This window comes from Desulfovibrio desulfuricans (genome assembly GCF_024460775.1).
Taxonomy (GTDB): Bacteria; Desulfobacterota; Desulfovibrionia; order Desulfovibrionales; family Desulfovibrionaceae; genus Desulfovibrio; species Desulfovibrio desulfuricans_E.
Map to the genome: position 1 here is coordinate 93,684 of NZ_JANFYZ010000004.1, position 23,808 is coordinate 117,491.

General features: G+C 61.1%; 22 protein-coding genes. 14 read left to right on the forward strand and 8 right to left on the reverse strand.

The window, feature by feature from the left end; all coding sequences use genetic code 11:
- The first annotated feature begins 344 nt into the window (after nucleotides 1–344).
- The 13 genes from NE637_RS06245 (at nucleotide 345) to ureG (ending at nucleotide 13,808) form a co-directional block, all read left to right on the forward strand.
- The gene (locus NE637_RS06245) at nucleotides 345–1,913 is read left to right on the forward strand and encodes a sigma-54-dependent Fis family transcriptional regulator (RefSeq protein ID WP_225530058.1); all 1,569 of its coding nucleotides are present in this window, start codon (nucleotides 345–347) and stop codon (nucleotides 1,911–1,913) included.
- 342 nt (nucleotides 1,914–2,255) lie between these two features.
- Entirely contained in the window at nucleotides 2,256–3,542 is a 1,287-nt protein-coding gene (gene urtA, locus NE637_RS06250) for an urea ABC transporter substrate-binding protein (protein ID WP_192113514.1), read from the forward strand.
- A 119-nt stretch (nucleotides 3,543–3,661) separates the two neighbouring features.
- Complete coding sequence (urtB, locus tag NE637_RS06255) at nucleotides 3,662–5,344, forward strand: urea ABC transporter permease subunit UrtB (RefSeq protein WP_256267618.1); 1,683 nt, start codon at nucleotides 3,662–3,664, stop codon at nucleotides 5,342–5,344.
- Nucleotides 5,345–6,496, forward strand: coding sequence for an urea ABC transporter permease subunit UrtC (gene urtC, locus NE637_RS06260; protein WP_192113512.1), 1,152 nt, complete (start codon nucleotides 5,345–5,347; stop codon nucleotides 6,494–6,496).
- A complete protein-coding gene (gene urtD / locus NE637_RS06265; RefSeq protein ID WP_225530057.1) occupies nucleotides 6,493–7,389 on the forward strand; it encodes an urea ABC transporter ATP-binding protein UrtD in 897 nt (298 codons plus the stop codon). The genes urtC and urtD overlap by 4 nt, the downstream gene beginning before the upstream one ends.
- 105 nt (nucleotides 7,390–7,494) lie before the next feature.
- Nucleotides 7,495–8,190: an urea ABC transporter ATP-binding subunit UrtE gene (gene urtE, locus NE637_RS06270; RefSeq protein ID WP_227118439.1), complete on the forward strand. Its 696-nt coding sequence runs from the start codon at nucleotides 7,495–7,497 to the stop codon at nucleotides 8,188–8,190.
- Between the two features lie 28 nt (nucleotides 8,191–8,218).
- Nucleotides 8,219–9,277: an urease accessory protein UreD gene (locus NE637_RS06275; protein WP_227118438.1), complete on the forward strand. Its 1,059-nt coding sequence runs from the start codon at nucleotides 8,219–8,221 to the stop codon at nucleotides 9,275–9,277.
- A gap of 102 nt (nucleotides 9,278–9,379) precedes the next feature.
- Complete coding sequence (gene ureA / locus NE637_RS06280) at nucleotides 9,380–9,682, forward strand: urease subunit gamma (protein WP_192113509.1); 303 nt, start codon at nucleotides 9,380–9,382, stop codon at nucleotides 9,680–9,682.
- Between the two features lie 70 nt (nucleotides 9,683–9,752).
- Nucleotides 9,753–10,094, forward strand: a complete 342-nt coding sequence (locus tag NE637_RS06285; protein ID WP_022659923.1) for an urease subunit beta — start codon at nucleotides 9,753–9,755, stop codon at nucleotides 10,092–10,094.
- Entirely contained in the window at nucleotides 10,091–11,812 is a 1,722-nt protein-coding gene (gene ureC, locus NE637_RS06290) for an urease subunit alpha (protein WP_215646886.1), read from the forward strand. The genes NE637_RS06285 and ureC overlap by 4 nt, the downstream gene beginning before the upstream one ends.
- A gap of 22 nt (nucleotides 11,813–11,834) precedes the next feature.
- On the forward strand, nucleotides 11,835–12,278 hold the full coding sequence (gene ureE, locus NE637_RS06295) for an urease accessory protein UreE (RefSeq protein ID WP_192113507.1): 444 nt from the start codon (nucleotides 11,835–11,837) through the stop codon (nucleotides 12,276–12,278).
- The gene (locus NE637_RS06300) at nucleotides 12,271–13,173 is read left to right on the forward strand and encodes an urease accessory protein UreF (protein WP_227118437.1); all 903 of its coding nucleotides are present in this window, start codon (nucleotides 12,271–12,273) and stop codon (nucleotides 13,171–13,173) included. The genes ureE and NE637_RS06300 overlap by 8 nt, the downstream gene beginning before the upstream one ends.
- Before the next feature lie 5 nt (nucleotides 13,174–13,178).
- Nucleotides 13,179–13,808 carry an urease accessory protein UreG gene (gene ureG, locus NE637_RS06305; RefSeq protein WP_192113505.1) on the forward strand — a complete coding sequence of 210 codons (630 nt, stop codon included), beginning with the start codon at nucleotides 13,179–13,181 and terminating at the stop codon, nucleotides 13,806–13,808.
- A 92-nt stretch (nucleotides 13,809–13,900) separates the two neighbouring features.
- Here the strand turns inward: ureG and prfA are convergent, their stop codons facing one another.
- From prfA to rpmE, 3 genes are all read right to left on the reverse strand, one after another.
- Nucleotides 13,901–14,971, reverse strand: coding sequence for a peptide chain release factor 1 (gene prfA, locus NE637_RS06310; protein ID WP_192113504.1), 1,071 nt, complete (start codon nucleotides 14,969–14,971; stop codon nucleotides 13,901–13,903).
- Between the two features lie 132 nt (nucleotides 14,972–15,103).
- On the reverse strand, nucleotides 15,104–16,018 hold the full coding sequence (locus NE637_RS06315) for a DUF1385 domain-containing protein (RefSeq protein ID WP_192113586.1): 915 nt from the start codon (nucleotides 16,016–16,018) through the stop codon (nucleotides 15,104–15,106).
- A 169-nt stretch (nucleotides 16,019–16,187) separates the two neighbouring features.
- Entirely contained in the window at nucleotides 16,188–16,400 is a 213-nt protein-coding gene (gene rpmE, locus NE637_RS06320; protein ID WP_192113503.1) for a 50S ribosomal protein L31, read from the reverse strand.
- 264 nt (nucleotides 16,401–16,664) lie between these two features.
- On the opposite strand from rpmE, the gene NE637_RS06325 reads away from it, so the two are divergent.
- Nucleotides 16,665–17,441 carry a TlyA family RNA methyltransferase gene (locus NE637_RS06325; protein ID WP_215646890.1) on the forward strand — a complete coding sequence of 259 codons (777 nt, stop codon included), beginning with the start codon at nucleotides 16,665–16,667 and terminating at the stop codon, nucleotides 17,439–17,441.
- 6 nt (nucleotides 17,442–17,447) lie between these two features.
- Here the strand turns inward: NE637_RS06325 and NE637_RS06330 are convergent, their stop codons facing one another.
- From NE637_RS06330 to NE637_RS06350, 5 genes are all read right to left on the reverse strand, one after another.
- Complete coding sequence (locus NE637_RS06330; protein ID WP_227118436.1) at nucleotides 17,448–18,710, reverse strand: DNA polymerase IV; 1,263 nt, start codon at nucleotides 18,708–18,710, stop codon at nucleotides 17,448–17,450.
- Nucleotides 18,711–18,978: 268 nt separating this feature from the next.
- Complete coding sequence (locus NE637_RS06335) at nucleotides 18,979–20,667, reverse strand: cation:proton antiporter (protein ID WP_192113500.1); 1,689 nt, start codon at nucleotides 20,665–20,667, stop codon at nucleotides 18,979–18,981.
- Between the two features lie 132 nt (nucleotides 20,668–20,799).
- Nucleotides 20,800–21,213 (reverse strand): secondary thiamine-phosphate synthase enzyme YjbQ, encoded by a 414-nt coding sequence (locus NE637_RS06340; RefSeq protein WP_192113499.1) that lies wholly within the window; start codon nucleotides 21,211–21,213, stop codon nucleotides 20,800–20,802.
- A gap of 7 nt (nucleotides 21,214–21,220) precedes the next feature.
- Nucleotides 21,221–22,408 (reverse strand): ATP-grasp domain-containing protein, encoded by a 1,188-nt coding sequence (locus NE637_RS06345; RefSeq protein WP_227118435.1) that lies wholly within the window; start codon nucleotides 22,406–22,408, stop codon nucleotides 21,221–21,223.
- On the reverse strand, nucleotides 22,405–23,739 hold the full coding sequence (locus tag NE637_RS06350) for a homoserine dehydrogenase (protein WP_227118434.1): 1,335 nt from the start codon (nucleotides 23,737–23,739) through the stop codon (nucleotides 22,405–22,407). Before NE637_RS06350 ends, NE637_RS06345 begins: the two co-directional genes overlap by 4 nt.
- Nucleotides 23,740–23,808: the final 69 nt, after the last annotated feature.

A 23,808-nucleotide genomic window follows, 5' to 3' on the forward strand; every position in this document is an offset into this window, starting at 1 on the left:
CCTTCAACACTCTGAGTCTGTGGCGGAGCCGCCCTGCCGCCAGCTATGAAGCGGCCCGTTTCAGAGCAATCAGCCCCACAGGGGGCACAACGACCTGGGATTGCACCATCTGCAAGCCGACAACAGGTCAGACAAGATCCGCATCTTCCCCCCTCAGTCTGCATCAGCGCGCACCATGTGCCGCGATGCCTGATGTGCCGTTCCGTATTGCAGCAATTTTGGTTGAGATTGCTCAGGTTACTGCGTGAGCAGATGCCCGCCACCAAGGCGTAACGCAGCTATGGACAATGTTCGGCAACTTCGGAAAACAGCGCCGTACTCACGCCGCATTGAGCAGGGGACATATGCAAGAAGCCCATTTCGCCGCGCCCTTCATGGGCACAGGGCAGTGCCTCGACACCCTTAACCGGGTGTTGGCCGCCCTATCGCCGGGCCATTCCTTTCACGATTCTCTGCGGGAGCTGCTGGCGGCTCTTGCAGAAGACATGCACTTCGACAGGCCCCACATTGTGGTTCAGGATCCTGAAAGCGGCGAGCTCAAGCTCTCGCTTTCCTACGGCCCTGCGGACGCGCCCGAGGCCGCCTATGAGCCGGGATCAGGCATCACTGGTCAGGTTTTTGCCGAGGGCAGGCCCATTATTGTTTCATGCATGCAGGGTCGGCCAGACTTTCAGAACCGCCTTTTTGGCCGCAGCCAGGAAGAAATGGCGCGGCTTGCATTCATCAGCGTGCCGGTGCGCGTTGAAAATGCCGACCAGACGGAAGTTATCGGCACACTGAGCGCCGATACCCCCACTGCGCCAGAATCTGAACTGGATCTGCGCTGCCGCTTTCTCGAAACAGTAGCCACTCTTGTGGGCCGACAGGTGGCGCGTTTGCAGGAGGAAATGGCGCGCCAGCATTTCTGCATGCTGCCCGATGAACCGCTTGTCAGCGGCACGCCAGCCTCGGTCATTGCCACCTCCAAGAGCTTGCGGCACGTGCTGCGCCGCCTTACCCAAGCCGGGGCCAGCCGCGCAACCGTGCTGTTGCGCGGGGAGTCGGGCGTGGGCAAAGAACTGATGGCCCAGGCCCTGCACACAGCAAGCCCTCGGCGCACGCAGCCGCTGGTCATGCTCAACTGCGCCGCCCTGCCCTCGGAACTCATTGAAGGCGAGCTTTTTGGCTGGCGCAAGGGCGCGTTCACAGGCGCGGTGCAAAACCGTGCCGGCCTTTTCCGCCAGGCAGACAAGGGCACGCTGTTTCTGGACGAAATCGGCGACCTCTCCACCACCGCACAGGCAAAGGTGCTGCGCGCGCTTCAGGAAGGCGAAATCCAGCCTCTTGGCGATGAACGCCGCTACAAGGTGGACGTGCGCCTTGTCTGCGCAACCAACCGCCCGCTGGAAGAACTGGTGGAGCAGGGGCTATTCCGCGAGGATCTGTACTACCGCATCAATGTCTTTCCCGTGTTCATTCCGCCGCTGCGCGAAAGGCCGGAGGACATTTTGCCCCTCACGGAGCATTTTTTGCGCATGTTCAGCAAGGAATACGACCGCCCGGTACGGCGCATTTCCACGCCTGCCATCGACCTTTTGCTGCAATACCACTGGCCCGGCAACGTGCGTGAGCTGAAAAACGTCATGGAACGCGCCGTGCTCATCTGCGAGGATGCCGTACTGCGCGCCCACCACCTGCCCAGCACCCTGCAAAGCGCGGAGAGCAGCAGCACCGGCCCAACGGGCGGCGGCCTTGGCTTTAATGAAACCATCGCCCGGGTGGAGCAGGAATTTATTGTGGATGCCCTCAAAAATGCCCGTGGCAATATCCATCAGGCCGCGCGCGATCTGGGCATCACCTACCGCATCATCTATTACAAGATGAAAAAATACGGCATAGATCACCGCCGTTTTGCTCCTTCCACCCCAGCATAACGCCTCAAACCGATGCACGGCATACAGCACTTCACACCCGGCCCGGCAGACTTGTAATCTGCCGGGCCGGGTGTGTTTTTTTGCGCTGGCGCTCAGAACTGTGGCAGGGCATGCAGCACCACTCTGAATGCATACAAAATTGTTTTAAAATCCCATAATTTTACAAAAATGTTTTAATTTTAGAGCACTACATAAAAATTTATCAAACAAATACAAATTATTACAAAAAATATCGTCTTGGAACGCCTCTTGCTTACCTATGTGCTGTAGCAAGCAGCGCGGCAACCATGGGGGTGCGCCGCGTCACGTACAGACATACAGACAGTTCCAAGGAGGCTCCACATGTTCAAGAAAACGTTGGCGGCGTTGGCTCTCATGCTCGTCACCCTGTGCGGTTCGCTGAACGCAAAGGCCGCGGAAGACACCATCAAGGTGGGCATTCTGCATTCGCTCTCCGGCACCATGGCCATCAGCGAAACAACGCTGAAAGACGTCATGCTCATGCTCATTGAAGAGCAGAACAAAAAAGGCGGCCTGCTGGGCAAAAAACTGGAACCCGTGGTGGTGGACCCTGCCTCCAACTGGCCCCTCTTTGCAGAAAAGGCCCGCGAGCTGCTGAGCAAGGACAAGGTCGCCGCTGTTTTCGGCTGTTGGACCTCGGTTTCGCGCAAGTCCGTGTTGCCCGTGTTTGAAGAACTCAACGGCCTCCTCTTCTACCCCGTGCAGTACGAAGGCGAAGAATCCTCGCGCAACGTCATCTACACCGGCGCGGCCCCGAACCAGCAGGCCATTCCCGCTGTGGACTACCTGATGAACGACCTCGGCGTGAAGCGCTGGGTGCTGGCCGGTACGGACTACGTGTTCCCCCGCACCGCCAACAAGATCATCGAAGCCTACCTGATCTCCAAGGGCGTGAAAAAGGAAGATATCCTTATCAACTACACGCCGTTCGGTCATTCCGACTGGCAGTCCATCGTTGCTGAAATCAAAAAGTTCGGTAACGCGGGCAAAAAGACCGCCGTGGTTTCCACCCTCAACGGCGATGCCAACGTGCCTTTCTACAAGGAACTTGCCAACCAGGGCATCACCGCCGCCGACATTCCCGTCATGGCTTTCTCCGTGGGTGAAGAAGAACTTTCCGGCATAGACACCAAGCCTCTGGTGGGTCATCTGGCCGCCTGGAACTACTTCATGAGCGTGGACAATCCCGCCAACAAGGCCTTCATCAAAAAGTGGCACGACTTCACCAAAAATCCCAAGCGCGTGACCAACGACCCCATGGAAGCCCACTACATCGGCTTCAACCTGTGGGTGAAGGCTGTTGAAAAGGCCCAGAGCACCGATGTGAACAAGGTTCTGAAGGCCATTGTGGGCCTTGAAACCCCCAACCTCACCGGCGGCGTGGCCAAGGTTCTGCCCAACCACCACATCACCAAGCCCGTGCTGATTGGCGAAATCCAGGCCGACGGACAGTTCCAGGTGGTCTGGGAAACGCCCTCCGTGGTTCCCGGCGAAGCGTGGTCGCACTACCTGCCCGAATCCAAGGATCTGATCGGCGACTGGACCGACCCCATCAACTGCGGCAACTACAACACCAAGACCAAGAAATGCGGCGGCGCTTCCAAGTAGCCCGCGCAACCGTATGAATCTGCTGCGGGGGCCCCAGCGGCCCCCGCAATCCCCCCACGGCACGTCGGCCAGGGCCAGCACCAGCGCAGACCCGGCAGACCAGACTAAAGGATATTCCCATGCGCACGGCGCTCTTGCTCTGCTGCCTCATAATTTTCAGCCTGCCTCCCGCAGTGCTGGCGTCCGGACCGGAACCGGACGGGAATGCCGGGGGCGCGGTTTCGACTCCTTCCGCGTCCCCGGTGCAAACTTCGCCATCCAATCTTCCAGCCGATCTGCTCAAGGCTCTGGTGAGCCCCAAGGTAGCGGACAGGGATGCGGCCATTGCCGCGCTGGAAAAGGATGACAGCAGCCTTGCCGCGCCACTGCGCGAAAAACTGCTGGAAGCCCTGCTGCGCAATACCCTGCTGGCCGATGCCGCCGCAGGAGCGCTCTTTGTGAGCGATGATGCAGGTCAGGCGCGGCCCCTTGACGCCAAGGGCGAACTTGGCGCGGCGCAGAGCGCCGATGCCCTGCGCAAGGTGGGCACAAGCAACCGCCAGCGCCAGCGCATTACGGATATCCTCAACGCTCAGGCCCTTACCTCCACAGACACGGCCAAGCGCCGTCAGGCTTCGGCAGCCCTCATGGACAGCGCCACCCCGCCCCTCAAGGCAGAGGCGCTGAACAAACTGCTGACAGGAGAAAAGGACGAAGCCGTGCGCGGCAACCTCAACGCAGCTCTTGCCCTGTACGTGGCGGCTGATCCTGCCGCCGTGCGCTCAGACCAGCTTGCCGCCGTCAAGGCCCTGAACAGCAACGGCAGCCCGGCAGCCCTCAGCGCCCTGCGCACCCTTGCCGCATCATCCGACGCGGCTGTGGCCAAGGCGGCGGACGATGCCCTCTATTCCCAGCGCGTTTCCGCCCAGTGGGCGCAGTTTTTTGAAATGCTCTTTTTTGGAACGAGTCTGGGATCCATTCTTGTACTAGCCGCCATTGGCCTTGCCATCACCTTTGGCGTCATGGGCGTTATCAACATGGCTCACGGCGAACTGATCATGCTTGGGGCCTATACGGCCTGGGGCATGCAGCAGCTCTTGCCGGGCCAGCCTGGTCTTGCGCTCATTCTGGCCGTGCCCGCCGCCTTTCTGGTGAGCGGCGGCACAGGCGTGCTGCTTGAAAAGACTGTTATCCGCTTTCTCTACGGCCGTCCGCTGGAAACCCTGCTGGCGACATTCGGCATCAGCCTTGTGCTGCAACAGGCCGTGCGTACCATGTTTTCGCCCCTCAACCGCGCCGTGCAGAACCCGGAATTCATGAGCGGCGTGTGGCAGATAACCCAGCATTTCAGCCTGACCTGCAACCGTGTGTACATCATCCTGTTCTGCCTTGGCGTATTCGCCCTCATCCATGTGGCCATGCACCGCACCCGGCTGGGGCTTGAAGTGCGCGCCGTATCGCAAAACAGGGCCATTGCCCGCTGCATGGGCGTACGCGCCTCGCGCGTGGACGCGCTGACATTCGGCCTTGGCTCCGGCGTGGCTGGCATGGCTGGCGTGGCCTTGAGCCAGGTTTCCAACGTTGGCCCCAATCTGGGCCAGACCTACATTGTGGATTCCTTCATGGTCGTGGTGTTTGGCGGCGTGGGCAACCTCTGGGGCACGCTGACGGGCGGGCTGGCCCTGGGCATTGCCAACAAGTTTCTGGAGCCTGCCAGCGGCGCCATGCTCTCCAAGATCATCATTCTGGTCTGCCTTATCCTGTTCATCCAGAAGCGCCCGCGCGGCTTGTTTCCGCAAAAGGGCCGCGCGGTGGAGGCGTAAATGGCGACCGATATCTTTGAACGCGAAAGGCTGCTCAACGCGCCTACCCGCAACTTTCTGGCTATCACCGCCCTGCTGTCGCTGGCTGTGGTTGCAGGCAGCCTGCTGCCTGCAGGCAGCGCCCTGCATGTGCCGGGCTACATGGTCACCCTGCTGGGCAAATACCTGACATATTCATTGCTGGCACTTTCCGTTGATCTGGTCTGGGGTTTCATGGGCGTGCTCAGCCTTGGGCACGGCGCGTTTTTCGCCCTTGGGGGCTACGGCTTTGGCATGTACCTCATGCGGCAGATAGGCGCGCGCGGCGTATACGGCAATGCCAACCTGCCGGACTTCATGGTTTTTCTGAACTGGAAAGAACTGCCATGGTTCTGGCAGGGCAGCGAATACTTTGTGGTGGCACTGCTGCTGGTGGTGCTGCTGCCCGGCCTGCTGGCCTATGTGTTTGGCAGGCTGGCCTTTGGTTCGCGGGTTTCGGGCGTGTATTTCTCCATTATGAGTCAGGCCATGACCTACGCCCTCCTGCTGGCCTTTTTCCGCAACGAGATGGGCTTTGGCGGCAACAACGGTCTCACGGACTTCAAGACCCTGCTGGGCTTTGAATTGCAGACAGACGGCATGCGTACAACCCTGTTTGCCTGCTCCGCCGTGGCGCTCATGGCTGGCTACCTCCTGTGCCGGGCCGTGACGGCGTCGCGCCTTGGGCGCGTGTGCGTTGCCGTGCGCGATGCGGAAAGCCGCGTGCGCTTTATCGGCTACAGGGTGGAGCGGTATCAGGTGGCGGTGTTCACGCTTTCCGCCATTCTGGCGGGTATCGGCGGCGCGCTGTATGTGCCGCAGGTGGGCATCATCAACCCTGGTGAATTTTCGCCCCTCAACTCCATTGAAATTGTGGTCTGGGTGGCGCTGGGCGGCCGTGGGCGGCTTTACGGCGCTGTGCTTGGCGCGTTTGCCGTTAATGCCTTCAAAACGTGGTTTACGGCGGTCATGCCCGAGGCATGGCTGTTTGCCCTTGGTGGCATGTTTGTGCTGGTGACCATCTTTCTGCCGCAGGGCCTCGCGGGCTTGCCCGAGCAGTGGCGCAACCGCGCAATACGCGGCGCGGCGTCAGATGCCCCTGCCGATTCCGCCAATGAAGGAGGCGCAGCATGAAGACCCAGCAGGATATCTTGCATGGGCGCAGCCTTGAGGACGTGGCAGAAGCCGCCCGCGCCTACGAAGAAACGCACGCCCCCTTTGACAAGCGCCCCATGAAGATGCGTGCCCGGCCCCCGCGCCGCATGATGTCCAAGCCAGACATCGCGCTGTATATGGAAAAAATCAGCGTGAGCTTTGACGGCTTCAAGGCGCTCAACGACCTGACCTTCTATGTGGACAAGGGCGAACTGCGCTGCGTCATCGGCCCCAACGGCGCGGGCAAGACCACCATGATGGACGTGATCACCGGCAAAACCCGGCCCGACGCTGGTTCCGCATGGTTTGGGCGCACCTGCAACCTGCTGCAAATGGATGAAGTCGCCATCGCCCAGGCTGGCATTGGCCGCAAATTCCAGAAGCCCTCGGTGTTCGAGGCCCTGAGCGTACTGCAAAATCTGGAACTGGCGCTGGCTGGCGACAAGCGGGTATGGCCCACATTCCGCGCGCGGCTCTCTGCCGACAACAGGGTCTTTATCGAAGAAGTGCTGCACCGCATCCGCCTGACGGAACTGGCCCGCTTGCAGGCGGGCAAGCTTTCGCACGGGCAGAAGCAGTGGCTTGAAATCGGCATGCTGCTCATGCAGAAGCCCCAGCTTCTGCTTCTGGACGAACCCGTGGCGGGCATGACGCCTGAGGAAATGGATCGCACCATCGAACTGCTGCACGACCTTGAGGGCGAGCAGAGCATCATGGTGGTGGAACACGACATGGAATTTGTGCGGGCCATTGCCCACAAGGTCACGGTGCTGCATCAGGGCAGCGTGCTGGCCGAGGGCACCATGGACGAAATGCAGAACCACCCCGCTGTGGTGGAGGCCTATCTGGGCGAACCGCTGGGCGCGGCCTAGCGCCTGCAGGGCCCTGGCCTGCCGCTGGCTGATTTCGGGCTGGCCTTGAGCTGGATGACCGCTGCAAACTGCTAATTTTCGAGCCTCATGCTCCGGAGGAGCGTAATGCTGCATATAACAGGTCTCAATCAGTATTATGGCGAAAGCCACATCCTGCGCGACGTCAACCTTGAGGTAAAGGCCGGTTCGTGCGCCTGCCTCATGGGACGAAACGGCGTGGGCAAAACCACCTTGCTTCAGTGCATCATGGGCGTGCTGCCGGCGCGCTCCGGTCATATTCTCCTTGAAGGAACGGACTTGCTTCCTCTGCCTGTGGAGCGCCGCGCGGCCCTGGGCATCGGTTATGTGCCGCAGGGCCGCCAAATCTTCCCCCTGCTGACCGTACGTGAAAACATGGAACTTTCCCTGCCCATGCGCAAGGACAAGGCCGGGGCCATTCCTCAGTTCATCTTTGACTTTTTCCCCGTGCTGGGCGAAATGATGCATCGGAGGGGCGGCGATCTTTCCGGCGGGCAGCAGCAACAGCTTGCCATTGCCCGGGCGCTCACACTGGAGCCGCGCCTGCTCATTCTGGACGAACCAACCGAGGGCATTCAGCCCAACATTGTGCGCGACATCGCCACAACCATTCGCAGACTCAACGAAGAAATGGGCCTCACAGTGCTGCTGGTGGAGCAGAAAGTGCCTTTTGCCCGCCGCATGGCAGATACCTATATGATTATGGATCGCGGCCACATCGTTTCACAGGGGGGCATGCACGGCCTGGACGATGCCACTGTCAAAGCCTTTCTGAGCGTCTGATTCCCGCTACGGGAACAAAAGGAACTGCATGTCTGCCAACCCCGCAAGCCCTGCCGGCAATCTCCACGGTCACTGCTTTACGCCTGACCGCCGCTGGAGCGCGCGCATGGAGCTGGATTTTGCGGTGCGGCAGGGGCGCACCACGCTGACAAAAATGCAGTTCAGCGGGCCTTTGCGCGTGCAGCGGCCCTTCTATCCCGAAGCCGCGCCCACCAATGCGCCGGGCCGGGCGCAGGCATCCCAGCCCTGCCATTGCTGCCTGCTGCACCCGCCCGGTGGCCTTGTGAGCGGTGATGATCTGAGCCTTAGCGTGCGGCTGGAGCAAGGCGCGCACGCACTGCTCACCGCACCTTCTGCCTCCAAATTCTACGCTGCGGATGCGCATAACGTCGCCCAGCGCCAGACCACAGACCTGAACGTTGCGGGCGGCATGCTGGAATGGCTGCCGCGTGAAACCATCATCTATGACGGCGCGCGGGCCGAAATGCGCACATCGGTGGAGCTGGACAATACCAGTGCCTGCATCGGCTGGGAAATGATCTGCCTTGGCCGCCCTGCCGCCAACGAGAGCTTTACCCACGGCAGTGTACGCCAAAGCCTCATACTCACTCGCGAGGGGCTACCCCTGCTGCATGAGGTGCTGCGCTTTGAAGGCGGCGATGCCCTGCAAAAATGCGCCTGTGGTCTGGGTGATCAGGCGGTCTCCGCCACCCTCTTTGCCGTGGGACGCGGAGCGGATGACGGGCAAGACCTTGCCGCGCTGGAAGCATGCTGCACCACGCTGCAAAACATGCTCTCGCCCAACCGCGATTTTGATGATGCGCCAGATGGCCCTCCCGATGATGCATCAGGAGGGCAAAGCCCCGCTGCAAGCGATATTCCCGTCCAGGCCAGGCCCGTTCCCCTGTCTGCCCACATGGGGGAACGGGCCGGAGCCACCGTGCGCGGAGGGGTGCTTGTGGTGCGCTATCTGGGGCCGGATATGGAAGAAGCGCGCAACCTGCTGCTGACAGCCTGGAACCTGCTGCGGCCAGAGCTGACAGGCTGCCCGCCGCACATGCCGCGCATCTGGTACGGAGCTTTTTAGGGATATTTCTCATAGCCGGACTGCGGCCTGAGCTGCAAGTCGGGCTGCGATCATATAATTTTCAAGGAACTCTTGCGGCATGCCGCACATACAGGAGGCATCATGGAACTTCTGCCCAGAGAAAAAGACAAGCTGCTGCTTTTCACCGCCGGGCTGCTGGCAGAGAGGCGCAAGGCGCGCGGCCTCAAGCTCAATTACCCCGAGGCTGTTGCCTACATCAGCCTGGCTGTGCTTGAAGGCGCGCGCGACGGGCAAAGCGTGGCCGAGCTTATGGGTTCGTGCCGCAACCTGCTCACGCGCGAGGACGTCATGGACGGCGTCCCCGAGATGGTCCACGAAGTGCAGGTGGAGGCCACCTTTCCTGACGGCACCAAGCTTGTGACCGTGCACGATCCCATTCTGTAATCAGGGCACCAAGGGCAAGCCGTGCACGACAACGAACGCAGCAACGTATACGAACACGCAAGGGGGACGCATGATTCCCGGTGAATTTCATATCGCAGAGGGCGAAATAACCCTTAACGCACTCTCGGAAGGGCAAGAAGTTGTGCTGGAAGTTTCCAATACCGGCGACAGGCCCATTCAGGTTGGTTCGCACTACCATTTTTTTGAGGTAAACCCGGCCCTAACCTTTGCCCGCGAATCCGCGCGCGGCATGCGGCTCGACATACCCGCCGGAACCGCCGTGCGCTTTGAGCCGGGGCAAAAACGCGAGGTGCGCCTTGTGCCCTACGCCGGGGCACGGCGCGTGTTTGGCTTTCGCGCCCAGATCATGGGGGCGCTTGATGCCGAAGCCCCCAGGGAGGAAAAAGCATGATCCGCATCCCCAGAAGCCAGTATGCCGAACTCTACGGCCCCACAACGGGCGACCGCATCCGCCTTGCGGACACGGAACTGTGGATAGAAATTGAGCGCGACCACACCGTCTATGGCGATGAAGTCTGCTTTGGCGGCGGCAAGGTCATTCGCGACGGCATGGGCCAGAGCCAGATCAGCAATGCTGACGGCGCTATGGACACAGTCATCACCAATGCCGTCATCATGGATGCGGCGCTGGGCATCATCAAGGCCGATCTTGGCATACGCGACGGGCGCATTGCCGCCATCGGCAAGGCTGGCAACCCCGATGTGCAGCCCGATGTGGACGTGATCATCGGCCCCGGCACGGAGATTATTGCGGGCGAAGGCTGCCTGCTCACCGCTGGCGGCATGGACTCGCACATCCATTTTATCTGCCCGCAACAGGTGGAAGAAGCCCTTGCCAGCGGCATTACCACCATGCTTGGCGGCGGCACCGGCCCTGCCACGGGCACCAACGCCACCACCTGCACCCCCGGCCCCTGGCATCTGGAACGCATGCTGGCCGCCACAGACGCGCTGCCCATGAACTTTGGCTTTTTGGGCAAGGGCAATGCCGCCATGCCCGAGGCCCTGCGCGAGCAGCTCGAGGCGGGCGCTTGCGGCCTGAAACTGCACGAAGACTGGGGCACAACCCCGGCTGCCATCGACACCTGCCTTACCGTGGCTGACGAATACGATGTGCAGGTCGCCATCCATACCGACACGCTCAATGAGGCGGGCTTTGTGGAAGACACGCTGGCCGCGTTCCGTGGCCGCACCATCCACACCTACCACACGGAAGGCGCAGGCGGCGGCCATGCTCCCGACATTCTGCGCGCCTGCTCCCTGCCCAACGTGCTGCCCTCGTCCACCAATCCCACCCGGCCCTATACCGTGAACACCGTGGACGAGCATCTGGACATGCTCATGGTTTGCCACCACCTCAACCCCTCCCTGCCAGAGGACGCGGCCTTTGCCGATTCGCGCATCCGGCGCGAAACCATTGCCGCGGAGGATATCTTGCAGGATATGGGCGTAATCTCCATGATTTCCTCAGACTCGCAGGCCATGGGCCGCGTGGGCGAGGTCATCACCCGCGCGTGGCAGACCGCCCACAAGATGAAGGTGCAGCGCGGCCCCCTGCCCGAAGACCGGGGGCGCGGCAACGACAACTTCCGGGTGCGCCGGTATCTGGCCAAGTACACCTGCAACCCTGCCGTGACCCACGGCCTTTCCCACGCCATTGGCGCAGTGGCCCCCGGCCTTCTGGCCGACCTCGTGTTGTGGAAGCCCGCCTTCTTTGGGGTCAAACCCTCGCTGGTCATCAAGGGCGGGCAGATAGCCGCCGCGCCCATGGGCGATGCCAACGCCTCCATCCCCACGCCGCAACCCATGCACTATCGGCCCATGTTTGGCGCGCTGGGGCAGGCTGCGGCTGCCGCCAGCCTGAGCTTTGTTTCGCGCGCCTTCATGGAAAACGGCGGCGAGGGACGGTTGCGGGAGCTGGGCCTGCTGCGCGGGCTTTCCTCCTGCCGGGGTACGCGCACCCTGTGCAAGAGCGACCTCTTGCTCAACAGCGCCACCCCGGCCATTGCCGTGAACCCGCAAACCTATGAAGTCCGCGCTGACGGCGAAATACTCACCTGCGCTCCGGCGGAAGTGCTGCCGCTGGCGCAACGGTATTTTTTGTTCTAGGCAAACCACCCAAGGAGCGACCATGCTGGAATTTACCGAAAACATGGGGCAGCGCACCAATCTGGAGCCTACGGCCACCCTCACCCTGACCTGGGAGCAGCGCGGCAAATGCCGTCAGCGGCTGCGGCTGGACAGCGGCGAAGAAGCGGGCCTGTTTCTCACGCGCGGGCAGGTTCTGCGCGAGGGCGATATTTTGCGCGCCGGGGACGTACTGGCAATTGTGCGCAACGGCGCGGAACCCGTGGTGACGGGCATTGCCCCCAACTGGGAAACCCTGGCCCGCGCCTGCTATCACCTTGGCAACCGCCACGCCGCCTTGCAGCTTGGGCACAAGTGGCTGCGCTTCATGCCCGACCACGTGCTTGAAGAACTGGCGGAAAATCTGGGTCTGCGGCTGCGGCGTGAAAACCTGCCCTTTGTGCCCGAGGGCGGAGCCTACGGCGGTCACGGTCACAGTCATGGCTGAATTGGCTGCCGGACTGGCGACTGACCCGGCATCCGAGCAAACGCCCCCCACAAGGGCGCTGGCAGGTGGAACCTGCCTTGCTCAACAAGTACAACAGTGCGCGCCGCATGGGCAGGCGAAGGACGCCGCAGGACAAACCGGGCCGCATGCTGGCCGTAGCTGTAGCCGCACTGCATGGAATGGGCCGCAGTTTGGCCTGACAGCCTTGCTCTATCTGGCGGGGCAATCCCTGCCCGTGGGCGGCTTTGCCTGGTCGCAGGGCCTGGCCGCCGCAGTGGAGCGGGGGCTCGCAGGCACGGCGGAAGGCGTGCGCCGCTGGCTTTGGGGCGTGCTGCGCCTTGGCCTTGCACGCAACGACCTGCCGCTGCTGCTGCGCATGCACGCGGCGGCAAGCAGTGAGGATGCCGTTGCGCTCGCCCGCTGGAACGCCCTTATGCTTGCCGGACGCGAAAGCCGCGAACTGTGGCAGGAAGAAATCCAGATGGGACGCGCCTTGCGCCGCATTTTGCACGATCAGGACATGCTGCCGCACTGGCCTCTGCCAGACAACGCGGGGTACACGGCCTGTTTTGCTGTTGCCGCCGTCATGCTCGACCAGCACGCCCGCAGCATGGAGCCTTTTAGCGACCCTGCCGCGCAACAGCGCGCCGGGATGGATGCGGCCTGCGCCTATGTGTGGAGCTGGCTGCAAAATCAGGTGGCCGTGGCCTGCAAAACGGTACCTCTGGGCCAGACCGCCGCACAAAAACTGTTGCTGGAGTTCATGCCTGCCGTGCCGCAACTGGTGGCGCAGGCAGCGGCCCTGCCCGATGACGACATCGGCTCCAGCCTCCCCGGCCTTGCCCTGTGCAGCGCCGGACACGAACGACAATACACCCGACTTTTCAGGAGTTGAACGTCATGACCAATAGACCCTGCCTGCGAGTGGGCGTTGGTGGCCCAGTGGGTTCCGGCAAAACGGCCCTCTTGCGCCACCTGTGCATGCGCCTTCGCAAGCACTACAACATGGCTGTCGTCACCAACGACATTTATACCCGCGAGGATGCGGAATTTCTGCTGCGTCACAACGCCCTTGAGGCCGACCGCATCATCGGCGTTGAAACGGGCGGCTGCCCGCACACTGCCATCCGCGAAGACGCCTCCATGAACATTCAGGCAATTGAAGAGCTTCAGGCCCGCCATCCCGGCCTTGAGCTGGTGCTGGTGGAAAGCGGCGGAGACAACCTCTCCGCCACGTTCAGCCCGGAACTGGCAGACCTCACCATCTATGTCATCGATGTGAGCGGCGGGGACAAAATCCCGCGCAAGGGCGGCCCCGGCATCACCAAGTCCGACCTGCTCATCATCAACAAGGTTGACCTCGCGCCCATGGTGCATGCCTCGCTGGACGTGATGGAGCGCGACACCCGGCGCATGCGCGGCGAACGCCCCTATGTGCTCACAGAGATGCTTTCCGGCGCAGGCATTGAAGCCGTGATCGCCTTTATCATCCGCGAGGGCATGCTGCGGCTGCCCGACCAGTCAGTATAAGTGCATTGCCTGCCGCGTGGATGCCCGCCACGCAGACGCAAAAAACGCCCGCGATTGCGGGCGTTTTTAGTATCCATATTACAGGCAGGCGATTAATCAGAAGCCTGCGCCTTGAGCGCATCGGCCTGCGCCACAGTGCTCAGGGCTTCAATCAGAGGATCGATTTCGCCTTCCATGATGCGGTCCAGAGAATACAAGGTCAGGTTGATGCGGTGATCCGTGCAACGCCCCTGCGGGAAATTGTAGGTGCGGATGCGTTCGGAACGGTCGCCGGAACCCACCTGCGACTTGCGGTCGGCGGAAATTTCCGAATTATAGCGTTCACGCTCGGCGGCCAGGATGCGCGAGGCAAGCACCTTCATGGCGCGGGCCTTGTTTTTGTGCTGCGAACGTTCATCCTGACAGGTCACAACGGTATTGGTGGGCAAGTGCGTGATGCGCACAGCCGATTCCGTTTTGTTGACGTGCTGGCCGCCAGCGCCGGAGGCCCGGTAAATGTCGATGCGCAGGTCTTCCGGGCGGATTTCCACGTCCACTTCTTCCGCTTCGGGCATAACGGCCACGGTGGCGGCAGAGGTGTGGATGCGGCCCTGGGCTTCCGTGGCGGGCACACGCTGCACGCGGTGGGTGCCCGCCTCGAACTTGAGGCGGCTGTACACCTTGTTGCCGCTGATAAGGCAGATAACTTCCTTGAGGCCGCCCGATTCAGAGGGCGATTCGCTCATGAGTTCCACCTTCCAGCCCTTTACTTCGGCATAGCGCGAATACATGCGGAACAGGTCAGCGGCAAACAGGGCCGCTTCTTCGCCGCCAGTACCGGCGCGGATTTCAAGAATGGTGTTCTTTTCGTCCAGCGGATCCTTGGGCAGCAGCATGAGCTTGAGCTCCTGCTCCACCTCGGGCAGTTCCGTTTCAATGCGGCGCAGGTCTTCCTGGGCAAGCTCGCGCATTTCCGGGTCTTCATCGCGCAGCAGCAGCTTGTTTTCGGCCTGTTCCTGCAACAGCGCCTTGTGACGGCGGTACATCCCCACAATGTCGCGCAGATCGGCATGGGCCTTGGTGAGCTTGCGGTAGTGTTCCTGATCGTTGAACACGTCCGGCTCAGCCAGGGAATGCTCCAGCTCCATGAATTTCTTTTCCAGACCTTCCAATTTGGCGAACATAGGTGTCTCCAACACGCTGTGGGCGGAAAAAACGAAAATCGGGCGCGCAGCCATGCCGCAAGCAGCATGTCAGGCAACAGGCCCATGTACAGCATCTGCCGCAAAGGCGGCAGAAAAAGACGGCAATAAGCGCTATTCCGTGGTGTAGGCTACGGTGCGCACCCTCGCGCCGTCATCCGGGCCAAGGGCTTCACGCAGGGCCACCACGGCCACTTCAAGCTGGCTTTCGTCAGGCTCGTAGGTGGTGAGCCGCTGGAGGGCCAGCCCCGGGGCGCGCAGCACAGTTGCCGACAGCCCTTCGGGCAGCTTGGCGGCGTAGCGTATAAGCTCATAGGCCAGCGCGCTTATAGGCACCATCAACAGCAGCTTGACTCCAATGGTGAGTGCGTGCTTGGCCACTTCGCCCTGCGGCGTGTAAATGCTCAACATCAGGGGAACCAGCACCGCATGCAGCAATATGGAAATGCTGATGACAAACAGCAAAAACGTGGTTCCGCAGCGCGGATGCAGACGGCTTTTACCCATGGCAGCGGCTGCGTCCACATCGCCCCCCGCCTCATAGGCGTGGATGGTTTTGTGTTCTGCCCCGTGATACTGAAAAACACGGCGGATATCAGGCACATATGAAATTGCCTTGATATACCCCATGAAGATGCAGCACTTGAAAAAGCCGTCCCAGAGGTGGAACGAAAGCCCTTCCACATCGCCGCCAAGGCGCGCCCAAAGCATCACCAGCGAGAGCAGGTGCGGCACAACCACAAAAAGGCCTACTGCCATCAGCAGGGCCAGAATCAGCGTAAGCACCAGATGCCAGCCGGAGATTTCCTCCTGCTCGCTCTGGGCCACAGCTTCAACCGAGCGGTTGAGCGCCTTGATGCCGTTGACCAGGGTCTCCAGCAGCACAGGAAAGCCCCGTACAAAGGGCTTTTTGAGCCAGGGGCTGCGGGTAAGCGAAAACCACGGGCAGCGCATGGCACGAATGACGCCGTCGGTCTGGCGAACAGCCAGTCCGTAGACATCACCGTGACGCATCATCACGCCTTCCATGACGGCCTGCCCGCCTACCGGGGCGCATTCCGCATTCAAAAGAGCGAGGGCAAGCTGCAACACACCGCTCGCGCGCTTTGCGCGCGGGGCGATTTGCTGCGAGCCTGCCCGCCGCGAACTTTCGGGCGTCATGCCAGTGCTGGAGTCCCGGTAAAGGCCCGACCCAAGCTTACTGCTGATCAAACTTGGCGTACTTCTTGCGGAAGCGGTCAATACGACCAGCGGTATCAAGAAAACGCTGCTTGCCGGTGAAGAAAGGATGGCAAGCGGAGCAAACTTCCACGTTAACCTGTTCGCCCTTGGTGGAGAGCACGTGCTCTTCATTGCCGCAGGCGCAGGTGATGGTGGCGTTGAACACTTTGGGATGGATATCATTTTTCATGGCAGCTACCTCGTGAACGCGGCATAATCCAGCTTTTACAGCAATTCGGACGCCCGCGCGTTTTACCCTTGGCGCGGCGCAGTACCGCACAAGGGCAAGCTATATAGCCCTCTTTTGCGGCTTTGGCAAGTGCACCGGGCTGGGTTGAGCATAAAATGGCTTTACGGCCCCGGCCATACGCTCGCTGCAAGCCACTTGGCGGCCCCACGCGGGCAACTTAGAGGCAGTCTTGTGGTTGCCGCGGCAAGCAGCTATAAGACCTCCATGCCTAAATCACCCAGACAACGCGCCGACCAGCTTGTATTTGAACAGGGCCTTGCGGAAAGCCGCGAACAGGCCCGCCGCCTTATCATGGCGGGCAAAATCATCCTTGAGCAGACGGTTCCTGGCGCGCCGCCGCAGGTAGTGCCCAAACCGGGGCATCCTTTTGCTGCGGACACGGTTTTTGCCCTGCTGGAACCGGAACGCTACGTGAGCCGTGGCGCTTACAAACTTTTGACCATCCTTGAGCATTTCAAGCTGGATGTGACCGACTTTGTGTGCCTGGACGCGGGCGCTTCCACCGGAGGTTTTACGGACTGCCTTCTGCAACGGGGGGCCAAGCGCGTTTATGCTGTGGATGTGGGCAAAAACCAGTTACACGAACGCCTGCGGGCCGATGAAAGGGTGATAAATCTAGAAGGCGTCAACCTGCGCCATGCGGAGCAGAGCCTTATCCCCGAGATGGTTGATCTGGTAGTCGCGGACGTTTCCTTTATTTCGCTCACCCTCGTGCTGCCCTCGTGCATGCCCTGGCTCAAACCCGGCGGCATGCTCGCCACGCTCATCAAACCCCAGTTTGAGCTTGGCCCCGGCGAAACCGTCAAGGGCGTGGTGCGCGATGATGCCGCCCGCCAGCGCGCGGTGGACAAGATTCTGCTCTTCACCCAGGCCAATCTGGGTCTTGCCTGTCAGGGTGTGCTGCCCGCCGCCATCAAGGGCCCCAAGGGCAATCAGGAATACATGGCCCTGTTTGCGCGGCAGGGTCAGGCAAGCGCATAAAGCCGCCTAATCCTCACGGTCAGATTCTTTTGCATCCGACGTGTCCACATCCCCGGCGCTATCCGGGGCAAGCGCGGCAGCGGTCTTTTTTTCCGCAGGCGTAAACAGTCGCCCGCGCTGCACCGCCTTGTTGCCAAAGCGGCTGCGCAGATCGTCCAGCGCTGCATCCAGCTTTTGTCTCCTGGCCTCAACCTGCGGGTCCAGCCCCTGCGTTGCTGGCTTGACCGCGCCCGGCAAGACCAGTTGCGCCACAGGCGCGTCAAAACCTGAAACCCCAAGGCCGATAAGCCGCACAGGCTGGGGCAGGGGCAGCTCGCGCAGCAGGGCGCAGCCCACCTCAAAAATGGTTTCCGTGGCGTTTATGCCCTCCGGCAGGGTGCGCGATCGGGTAATCTGGCGAAAATCCGTATACTTGACCTTGAGCGTCACCGTGCGGCCTCTGTAGCCGTGCCGCCGCAGCGAGGCGCCCACGCGCTCTGCATGGGCCAGCAGCATGCGCTGCAAAAAATCCCGGTCGCGCGTGTCCTCGGTAAAGGTGCATTCCGCGCTTTCACTCTTGGCGGCGCGTTCGGTCTCGATGCCGCGCGGGTCGCGCCCGTGCACGCGCTCATACAACACACCGCCCCACTTGCCGTATTTGCGCAGCATGAAATCCAGACTGTAGCGGCGCAACTGCCCCACAGTTCTCACGCCCAGACCTTGCAGACTCTCAACCATGCGCTTGCCCACGCCGGGAATCTTGCCCACAGGCAGGGTCGCCAGAAAGTCGTCCACTTCTTCGGGCCGCAGGATGAACATGCCATCGGGCTTGTTGATGTCTGAACAAATCTTGGCAAGAAACTTCACCGGCGCGGCCCCGGCGGAACAGGTAAGCCCGCCCGTGGCCTCGCGCACACGTTCCTTGATGCGCAGGAGCAGTTCTTCCAGCGAGCCGAACAGACGCTCAAGGCCTGTGGCGTCCACATAGGCCTCATCCACGCTGGCCTGCTCCACAAGGGGTGAAAACTCGGCAAGGGCCGCCATGACCGCCCGCGAAAGCTCGGCATAGCGCGCGTATCGCCCACGCACCACAATGGCCTGCGGGCAGAGCCTGCGGGCCGTTGCCATGGGCATGGCCGAATGCACCCCAAAAACGCGCGCCTCGTAAGAACAGGTGGAAACCACGCCCCGCTGCTCGCCGCCCACAATGACGGGCTTGCCGCGCAGGGAGGGGTCGTCCATCTGCTCTACCGATGCAAAAAAGGCATCCATGTCGATATGGATAATCATGACAACAATCCGGGCGCTGGTTTCACTGCAAGGTATGGGGTAAGGTGACTCTATACTTTTGATTTTTCTTTGATATTCAGGTTAATACACTACAATTTCGGCGTAATTTTCTCTCCATCAAAGATTTATGTTTAAAAAGATGGATTTTGTCCTCTGGACTGCGTCAAAGGCCCGTTTCAGGACAGGGATAGTACATGATGGTACAGCCCTGTCCTGAAACGGGCCTTTGACGCAGTCCAGAGGACAAAAGACGCTTTTTAAACAAAGACTAGTCGAGCTTCTCGCGCACACGTTCAAGCTCAGTCTGCACATACGCCTCCGGCGCACCCGCCGAGCGCAACAGATATTCCGCCATGGCCAGCGCAACTTCGCGTTCGCCGCTGAAAACGGCGTCCGCGCCTTTATCGCGCAGGGAGCGGGCTTCGCTCACAAAGGCCGTGTGCGCCAGAATGCGCGCATGCGGATTCACCGCGCGTGCTATGGGCGTCACTTCGCCTGCGGGGATACTGGGGGATGTCAACAGCAGGGCCTCGGCCTTTTCCAGGCCAGCTTCGCGCAGTACTTCGGCCTGCATGGCATCGCCGTGCACCACGGGCACCCCTTCGCTGCGCAAAAGCCGCACCGTGTCGATATTCATTTCCACAACCACTGGCAGCATGCTGCTGTCCTGCAAAATGCGGCAGCAACTGCGCCCAACGGGGCCGTAGCCCACCACAACCACCCGCGCGCGGTTGCCTTCGTCCGGCACGATCAGGCAGGCCGATGGTTCGGCAGCGTTGCCGCGCTTGCGCTTCTCCCACCACAGGGCCACATCCTTGGCCTTGCGGTACAGCATGGGGTTGAACGTGATGGAAATGATGGCCGCAGGAATAAGCGCATTGTTGACCCTCTGGTCAAAAACCCCAAGGCTGATGCCGAGGCCCGCAAGAATAAAAGTAAATTCACCCACCTGCGACAGGGAGGCGGCCACGGGCAGTCCCAGCTTGAGAGGCTTGCGGAACAGGCTTGTCATCAGCAGCGCCCCAAGAGGCTTCACAATCATGATGACAAAGAGGGTCGCCAGCATGAGGGGCCAGTCCTGCGCCAGCGAGGCAGGGTCAAAGAGCATGCCCACAGACACAAAGAACAGCACGGCAAAGGCATCACGCAGGGGCAGGGCTTCGGCGGCGGCACGGGCGCTGAACTCGGACTGCCCCACAACCATGCCAGCCAAGAATGCGCCAAGCGCCATGGACGCCCCAAAAAACTCCGCAGCAGCAACGGCAATGCCAAGGGCCAGAGCCAGCACCGCAAGGGTAAACAGATCGCGGGTGCCCGTGCGGGCCACGTAGCCCAGAAACAACGGAATAAGCTTTTGCCCAACCACAAGCGTAAACACGGAGAGCGCCGCCAGTTTGAGCAGGGTCATGCCCAGGGCGCTCCAGAATTCGCCGCCCGGAGAAAGAACCGAAGGCAGCAGCACAAGCAGCAGAATGGTAAAGATGTCTTCCACCACCAGCCAGCCCAGAGCCACATGCCCGGTGGGATTGTGCAGGTCATGGTTATCTGCAAGCACTCGGGTAAGCACCACGGTGCTGGCTACAGAAATAGCCATGCCGTAGACCGCGCCAGAGAGCAGATCAAAGCCGAAAAGATGCAGCAGCCCCATGCTTGCCAGCGTTGCCAGCGAGATTTGCGCCGCTGCGCCACCAGTGGCAATGGCCCCCACGGCCAGCAGATCCTTGAGATGAAAATGCAGGCCCACGCCAAACATCAGCAGGATAACGCCAATCTCGGCGCACTGGGCCGCCGTGGACGCATCGGCCACAAAACCGGGGGAGTGCGGTCCTACGATGATGCCTGCCAGCAGATAGCCTACAAGGGGAGAAAGGCGCAGTTTCTGCGTGATAAAACCAAGAACCAGGGCGGCGGAAAGCCCCCCGGCAAGCGTAAGAATAAGATTTACGTCATGGGGCATGGATGGTGCTCCTTTAAGGCCATGAAAAGGCAGGCCGCAAGCAGCTGAATGCCCGCTCTAGAGCTGTTGACGAAGGGAATGGATCAACTGGTCCGCAAGGATTTTCCTGAAAAATCCCTGCCACGAAAAGCTCTAGTCGTCGGACTTCAGCCATTGCAGCCACAGGTTGCGGCGGCGGGGGCCATCGCCCTCGCACAGATAAACAGATTGCCACGTGCCAAGGCGCAGTTCGCCCTTCTCCACAATCAGCAGGAGGGATGGCCCGTGCAGGGTGGTTTTTATGTGGGCATCGCTGTTACCCTCAGCGTGGCGGTAATCGCCATGCTCCGGGGCAAGGCGGCTGAAAAAGGCCAGCATGTCGCGCCGCACGTCAGGGTCTGCGCCTTCGTTAACCGTGAGGCCGCAGGTGGTGTGCGGGCAGAACAGGGCCAGAGCGCCGCTCTGCCAGCGGCCATCGGCGGCCTTGCGGCGTACCAGCGCGCGCAGCTCCGCCGTGATATCGACCATTTCGCATCGGCTGCGGGTGCTTATTTCAAAAGTTTCCACGGCTGCCTCAGCTTGTGAATTCCAGCAGGTCGGAGCGTGCTATGCGGTCCAGCTCGTCACGCTGGTTTTCCGGCGTTTCGGTAAAGAGAAAACCAAAAAGCCCGTAGCGCGTGAAATCGCTTTTGCGCACATGCAGCACGCGGGCAAAGCCACGGCTCAAGGCCTCGTAATCAAAGTTGCGTACGGGCGGGCAGTTTTCCGGCTTGTTCAGCACAATGAGGGTGTAGAGCTTGCCTTCGCGCCCGGCCAGAGCCTTGTCCCAGTCGGGCCGCCGCCCTTCCAGAAAGCACCCGTAGGTGTGGAAGCCCCAGGAAAACAGGGTGACGTCCGTGCAGCACCAGCCCGCAAAACGCAGAGCGTTGAACTCGATGGGTCGTATGCGTCCCTGGGCGTCACGCCGCAGCTCCACATGGGTGGGAAAATTCCGCAGACCCAGCAAGGAGTTAACCTTGTTGAACCATGCCTCGAACTCTGCAAGGTGGGAGCGTACCACAGAAGCGCCCGTGTAGTACAGGCGGTCGCTCACGTCCGAGGCGGAAGCAAATTCGTGCCGCAGGATATTGCAGATCACGGCCTGCCCCTGCGCGTCAAAGTATACATCCACGGCGTATTCATCGCCGTCAATGTATTCCTCGATGAGCCAGTCCTCGCTGTCCACCACGCTGTCAGGATACTGCTCGCGCCAGTGCGTTGCTTCCTGCTCAATGGCGGCGAGGGCGGCAAGCCAGTCCTCGCGGGTGCGCACAATGCGCACGCCCAGGCTGAAAAAACCTACAGAAGGCTTGACCACGCAGGGCAGGCGCAGTTCTTCAAAAGGCAGGCGGCGCAGGGCATCAAGGCTGAGTCTGCGATAGAAATAATCATCGTAGAGGGGGCGCAGCAACTCGCGGGTTCTGGCCTTGTTTTTGAGCTTTTCAATGCCGCTGACAAGTTCGGCATTGTCCACATGGTCGCAGACCCAGGCCAGGGAATTTTCCGAGCAGGTATAGATGCGCGGGGGCGCGCAGTCCGTGCAGGACTTCCGGCACTGGGCCGCAAATTCCGCTTCCGGAACGAGGTTCAGGGGCGCTGCGCCAGAAAGCGCGCGGGCGCGGGACAAGTCCCGCGCCACAGCATTGTCGAGCACCGGTTCCCGCCGGGCTGCCGCGTAGTCGAGCAGCTCTGGCGAGACGTATGGTTCATCAAAAATTATCATGCTCCTCCCAACACGCGGAAGTAGACCGCGGGTTCCTTGAGCAGGCCGGCGTCCATGGTGCGCTGGAGAGCATCGCTCATGGCGCGGGCCGTGGTTTCGTGGGTCATGAAGACCAGCGGTACGCCATTGCCTTCATCACTCTTCTGGATGACCTGGGCCATGCTGATGCCCTCGGCGGCCATGCAGCCCGAAAGATCGCGCAGCACGCCGGGGGCGTCCTGCACCATGACGCGCACGTAGTAGCACGAACGCCATTCTTCCGGCGGCACGATGGAGGCCTTGGGCAGTTCCTTGCTCACAAAGCCGGTGTTGTTGGGGCGTTCATCGCGGGCAACGGCCAGCAGATCGCCCAACACGGCTCCGGCTGTGGGCAGATCGCCCGCGCCGCGTCCGTGGAAAAACAGCGGGCCGGAGGCGTTGGCGTCCACCCGCACGGCATTGTACACGCCGCCCACGCGGGCCAGCAAAAACTTGTGGTACACAAGGGCGGGGAACACTCCGGCTTCAAGCCGGATGTTGCCTTCACTCTCAGCGCCCTCGGCGCCGGGAACCTCGCGCACCTGACCAATAAGCTTGATGCGGTAGCCAAATTCGCGCGCAAGGCGGATATCCATGCCGGAAAGCCCGCGAATGCCGCGCACCGAAAGGGCCGTGTACGGATAGTGCACCCCATAGGCCAGACGGATAAGCAAAATAAGCTTGTGGGCGGCATCGTGGCCGTCAATGTCCAGCGTGGGGTCGGCCTCGGCATAGCCCAACTGCTGGGCCTGCTTGAGCGCAACGTCAAAATCCATGCCGTTGCTGGTCATTTCAGACAAAATATAGTTGCTGGTGCCGTTAAGAATGCCCATGAGCGATTCAATACGGTTGCCCGTGAGGCTTTCCTTGAGCGTTTCCACAATGGGGATGGCCCCGGCCACGCTGGCTTCGTAGCGCAGGATGCGCTTTTTGCGGTCAGCCTTCTGGAACAGGGCCAGACCTTCCTCGGCCAGCAGGGCTTTGTTGGCGGTGACGATGTGCTTGCCCTGATCAAGGGCGCGGTCGATGATGGTGCGGGCATTGTCGATGCCGCCAATGAGCTCCACCAGCACATCGATTTCTGGGTCATCGGTAAGCGCGCGGTAATCGGTTGTAAGCTCGGTTCCGGCGGGCAACTGGGCGCTGCGGGCCTTGGTGGCGTTGCGCACCAGCACCTTTTTGAGCACGATGTCGCGCCCGCAACGGCGGCGGATAAGGTCGGCGTTTTCGTCAAGCAGGCGTACAAGACCGCCGCCCACCGTACCAAATCCCGCAAGGCCCACTACCAGGGGTTTTTCGCTGTTCTTTGTCATGTCGCCTCCGAATCTGCTGCCTAACCCCGGTCTGTCCGCCGCGGGCCTGCGCGGTTGTTGGCCGTATAC

Coding starts and splice junctions, on each gene's coding strand:
- NE637_RS06245 (WP_225530058.1), top strand. CDS start 345: ATGCAAGAAGCCCATTTCGCCGCGCCCTTCATGGGCACAGGGCAGTGC.
- urtA (WP_192113514.1), top strand. CDS start 2,256: ATGTTCAAGAAAACGTTGGCGGCGTTGGCTCTCATGCTCGTCACCCTG.
- urtB (WP_256267618.1), top strand. CDS start 3,662: ATGCGCACGGCGCTCTTGCTCTGCTGCCTCATAATTTTCAGCCTGCCT.
- urtC (WP_192113512.1), top strand. CDS start 5,345: ATGGCGACCGATATCTTTGAACGCGAAAGGCTGCTCAACGCGCCTACC.
- urtD (WP_225530057.1), top strand. CDS start 6,493: ATGAAGACCCAGCAGGATATCTTGCATGGGCGCAGCCTTGAGGACGTG.
- urtE (WP_227118439.1), top strand. CDS start 7,495: ATGCTGCATATAACAGGTCTCAATCAGTATTATGGCGAAAGCCACATC.
- NE637_RS06275 (WP_227118438.1), top strand. CDS start 8,219: ATGTCTGCCAACCCCGCAAGCCCTGCCGGCAATCTCCACGGTCACTGC.
- ureA (WP_192113509.1), top strand. CDS start 9,380: ATGGAACTTCTGCCCAGAGAAAAAGACAAGCTGCTGCTTTTCACCGCC.
- NE637_RS06285 (WP_022659923.1), top strand. CDS start 9,753: ATGATTCCCGGTGAATTTCATATCGCAGAGGGCGAAATAACCCTTAAC.
- ureC (WP_215646886.1), top strand. CDS start 10,091: ATGATCCGCATCCCCAGAAGCCAGTATGCCGAACTCTACGGCCCCACA.
- ureE (WP_192113507.1), top strand. CDS start 11,835: ATGCTGGAATTTACCGAAAACATGGGGCAGCGCACCAATCTGGAGCCT.
- NE637_RS06300 (WP_227118437.1), top strand. CDS start 12,271: ATGGCTGAATTGGCTGCCGGACTGGCGACTGACCCGGCATCCGAGCAA.
- ureG (WP_192113505.1), top strand. CDS start 13,179: ATGACCAATAGACCCTGCCTGCGAGTGGGCGTTGGTGGCCCAGTGGGT.
- prfA (WP_192113504.1), bottom strand. CDS start 14,971: ATGTTCGCCAAATTGGAAGGTCTGGAAAAGAAATTCATGGAGCTGGAG.
- NE637_RS06315 (WP_192113586.1), bottom strand. CDS start 16,018: ATGGAAGGCGTGATGATGCGTCACGGTGATGTCTACGGACTGGCTGTT.
- rpmE (WP_192113503.1), bottom strand. CDS start 16,400: ATGAAAAATGATATCCATCCCAAAGTGTTCAACGCCACCATCACCTGC.
- NE637_RS06325 (WP_215646890.1), top strand. CDS start 16,665: ATGCCTAAATCACCCAGACAACGCGCCGACCAGCTTGTATTTGAACAG.
- NE637_RS06330 (WP_227118436.1), bottom strand. CDS start 18,710: ATGATTATCCATATCGACATGGATGCCTTTTTTGCATCGGTAGAGCAG.
- NE637_RS06335 (WP_192113500.1), bottom strand. CDS start 20,667: ATGCCCCATGACGTAAATCTTATTCTTACGCTTGCCGGGGGGCTTTCC.
- NE637_RS06345 (WP_227118435.1), bottom strand. CDS start 22,408: ATGATAATTTTTGATGAACCATACGTCTCGCCAGAGCTGCTCGACTAC.
- NE637_RS06350 (WP_227118434.1), bottom strand. CDS start 23,739: ATGACAAAGAACAGCGAAAAACCCCTGGTAGTGGGCCTTGCGGGATTT.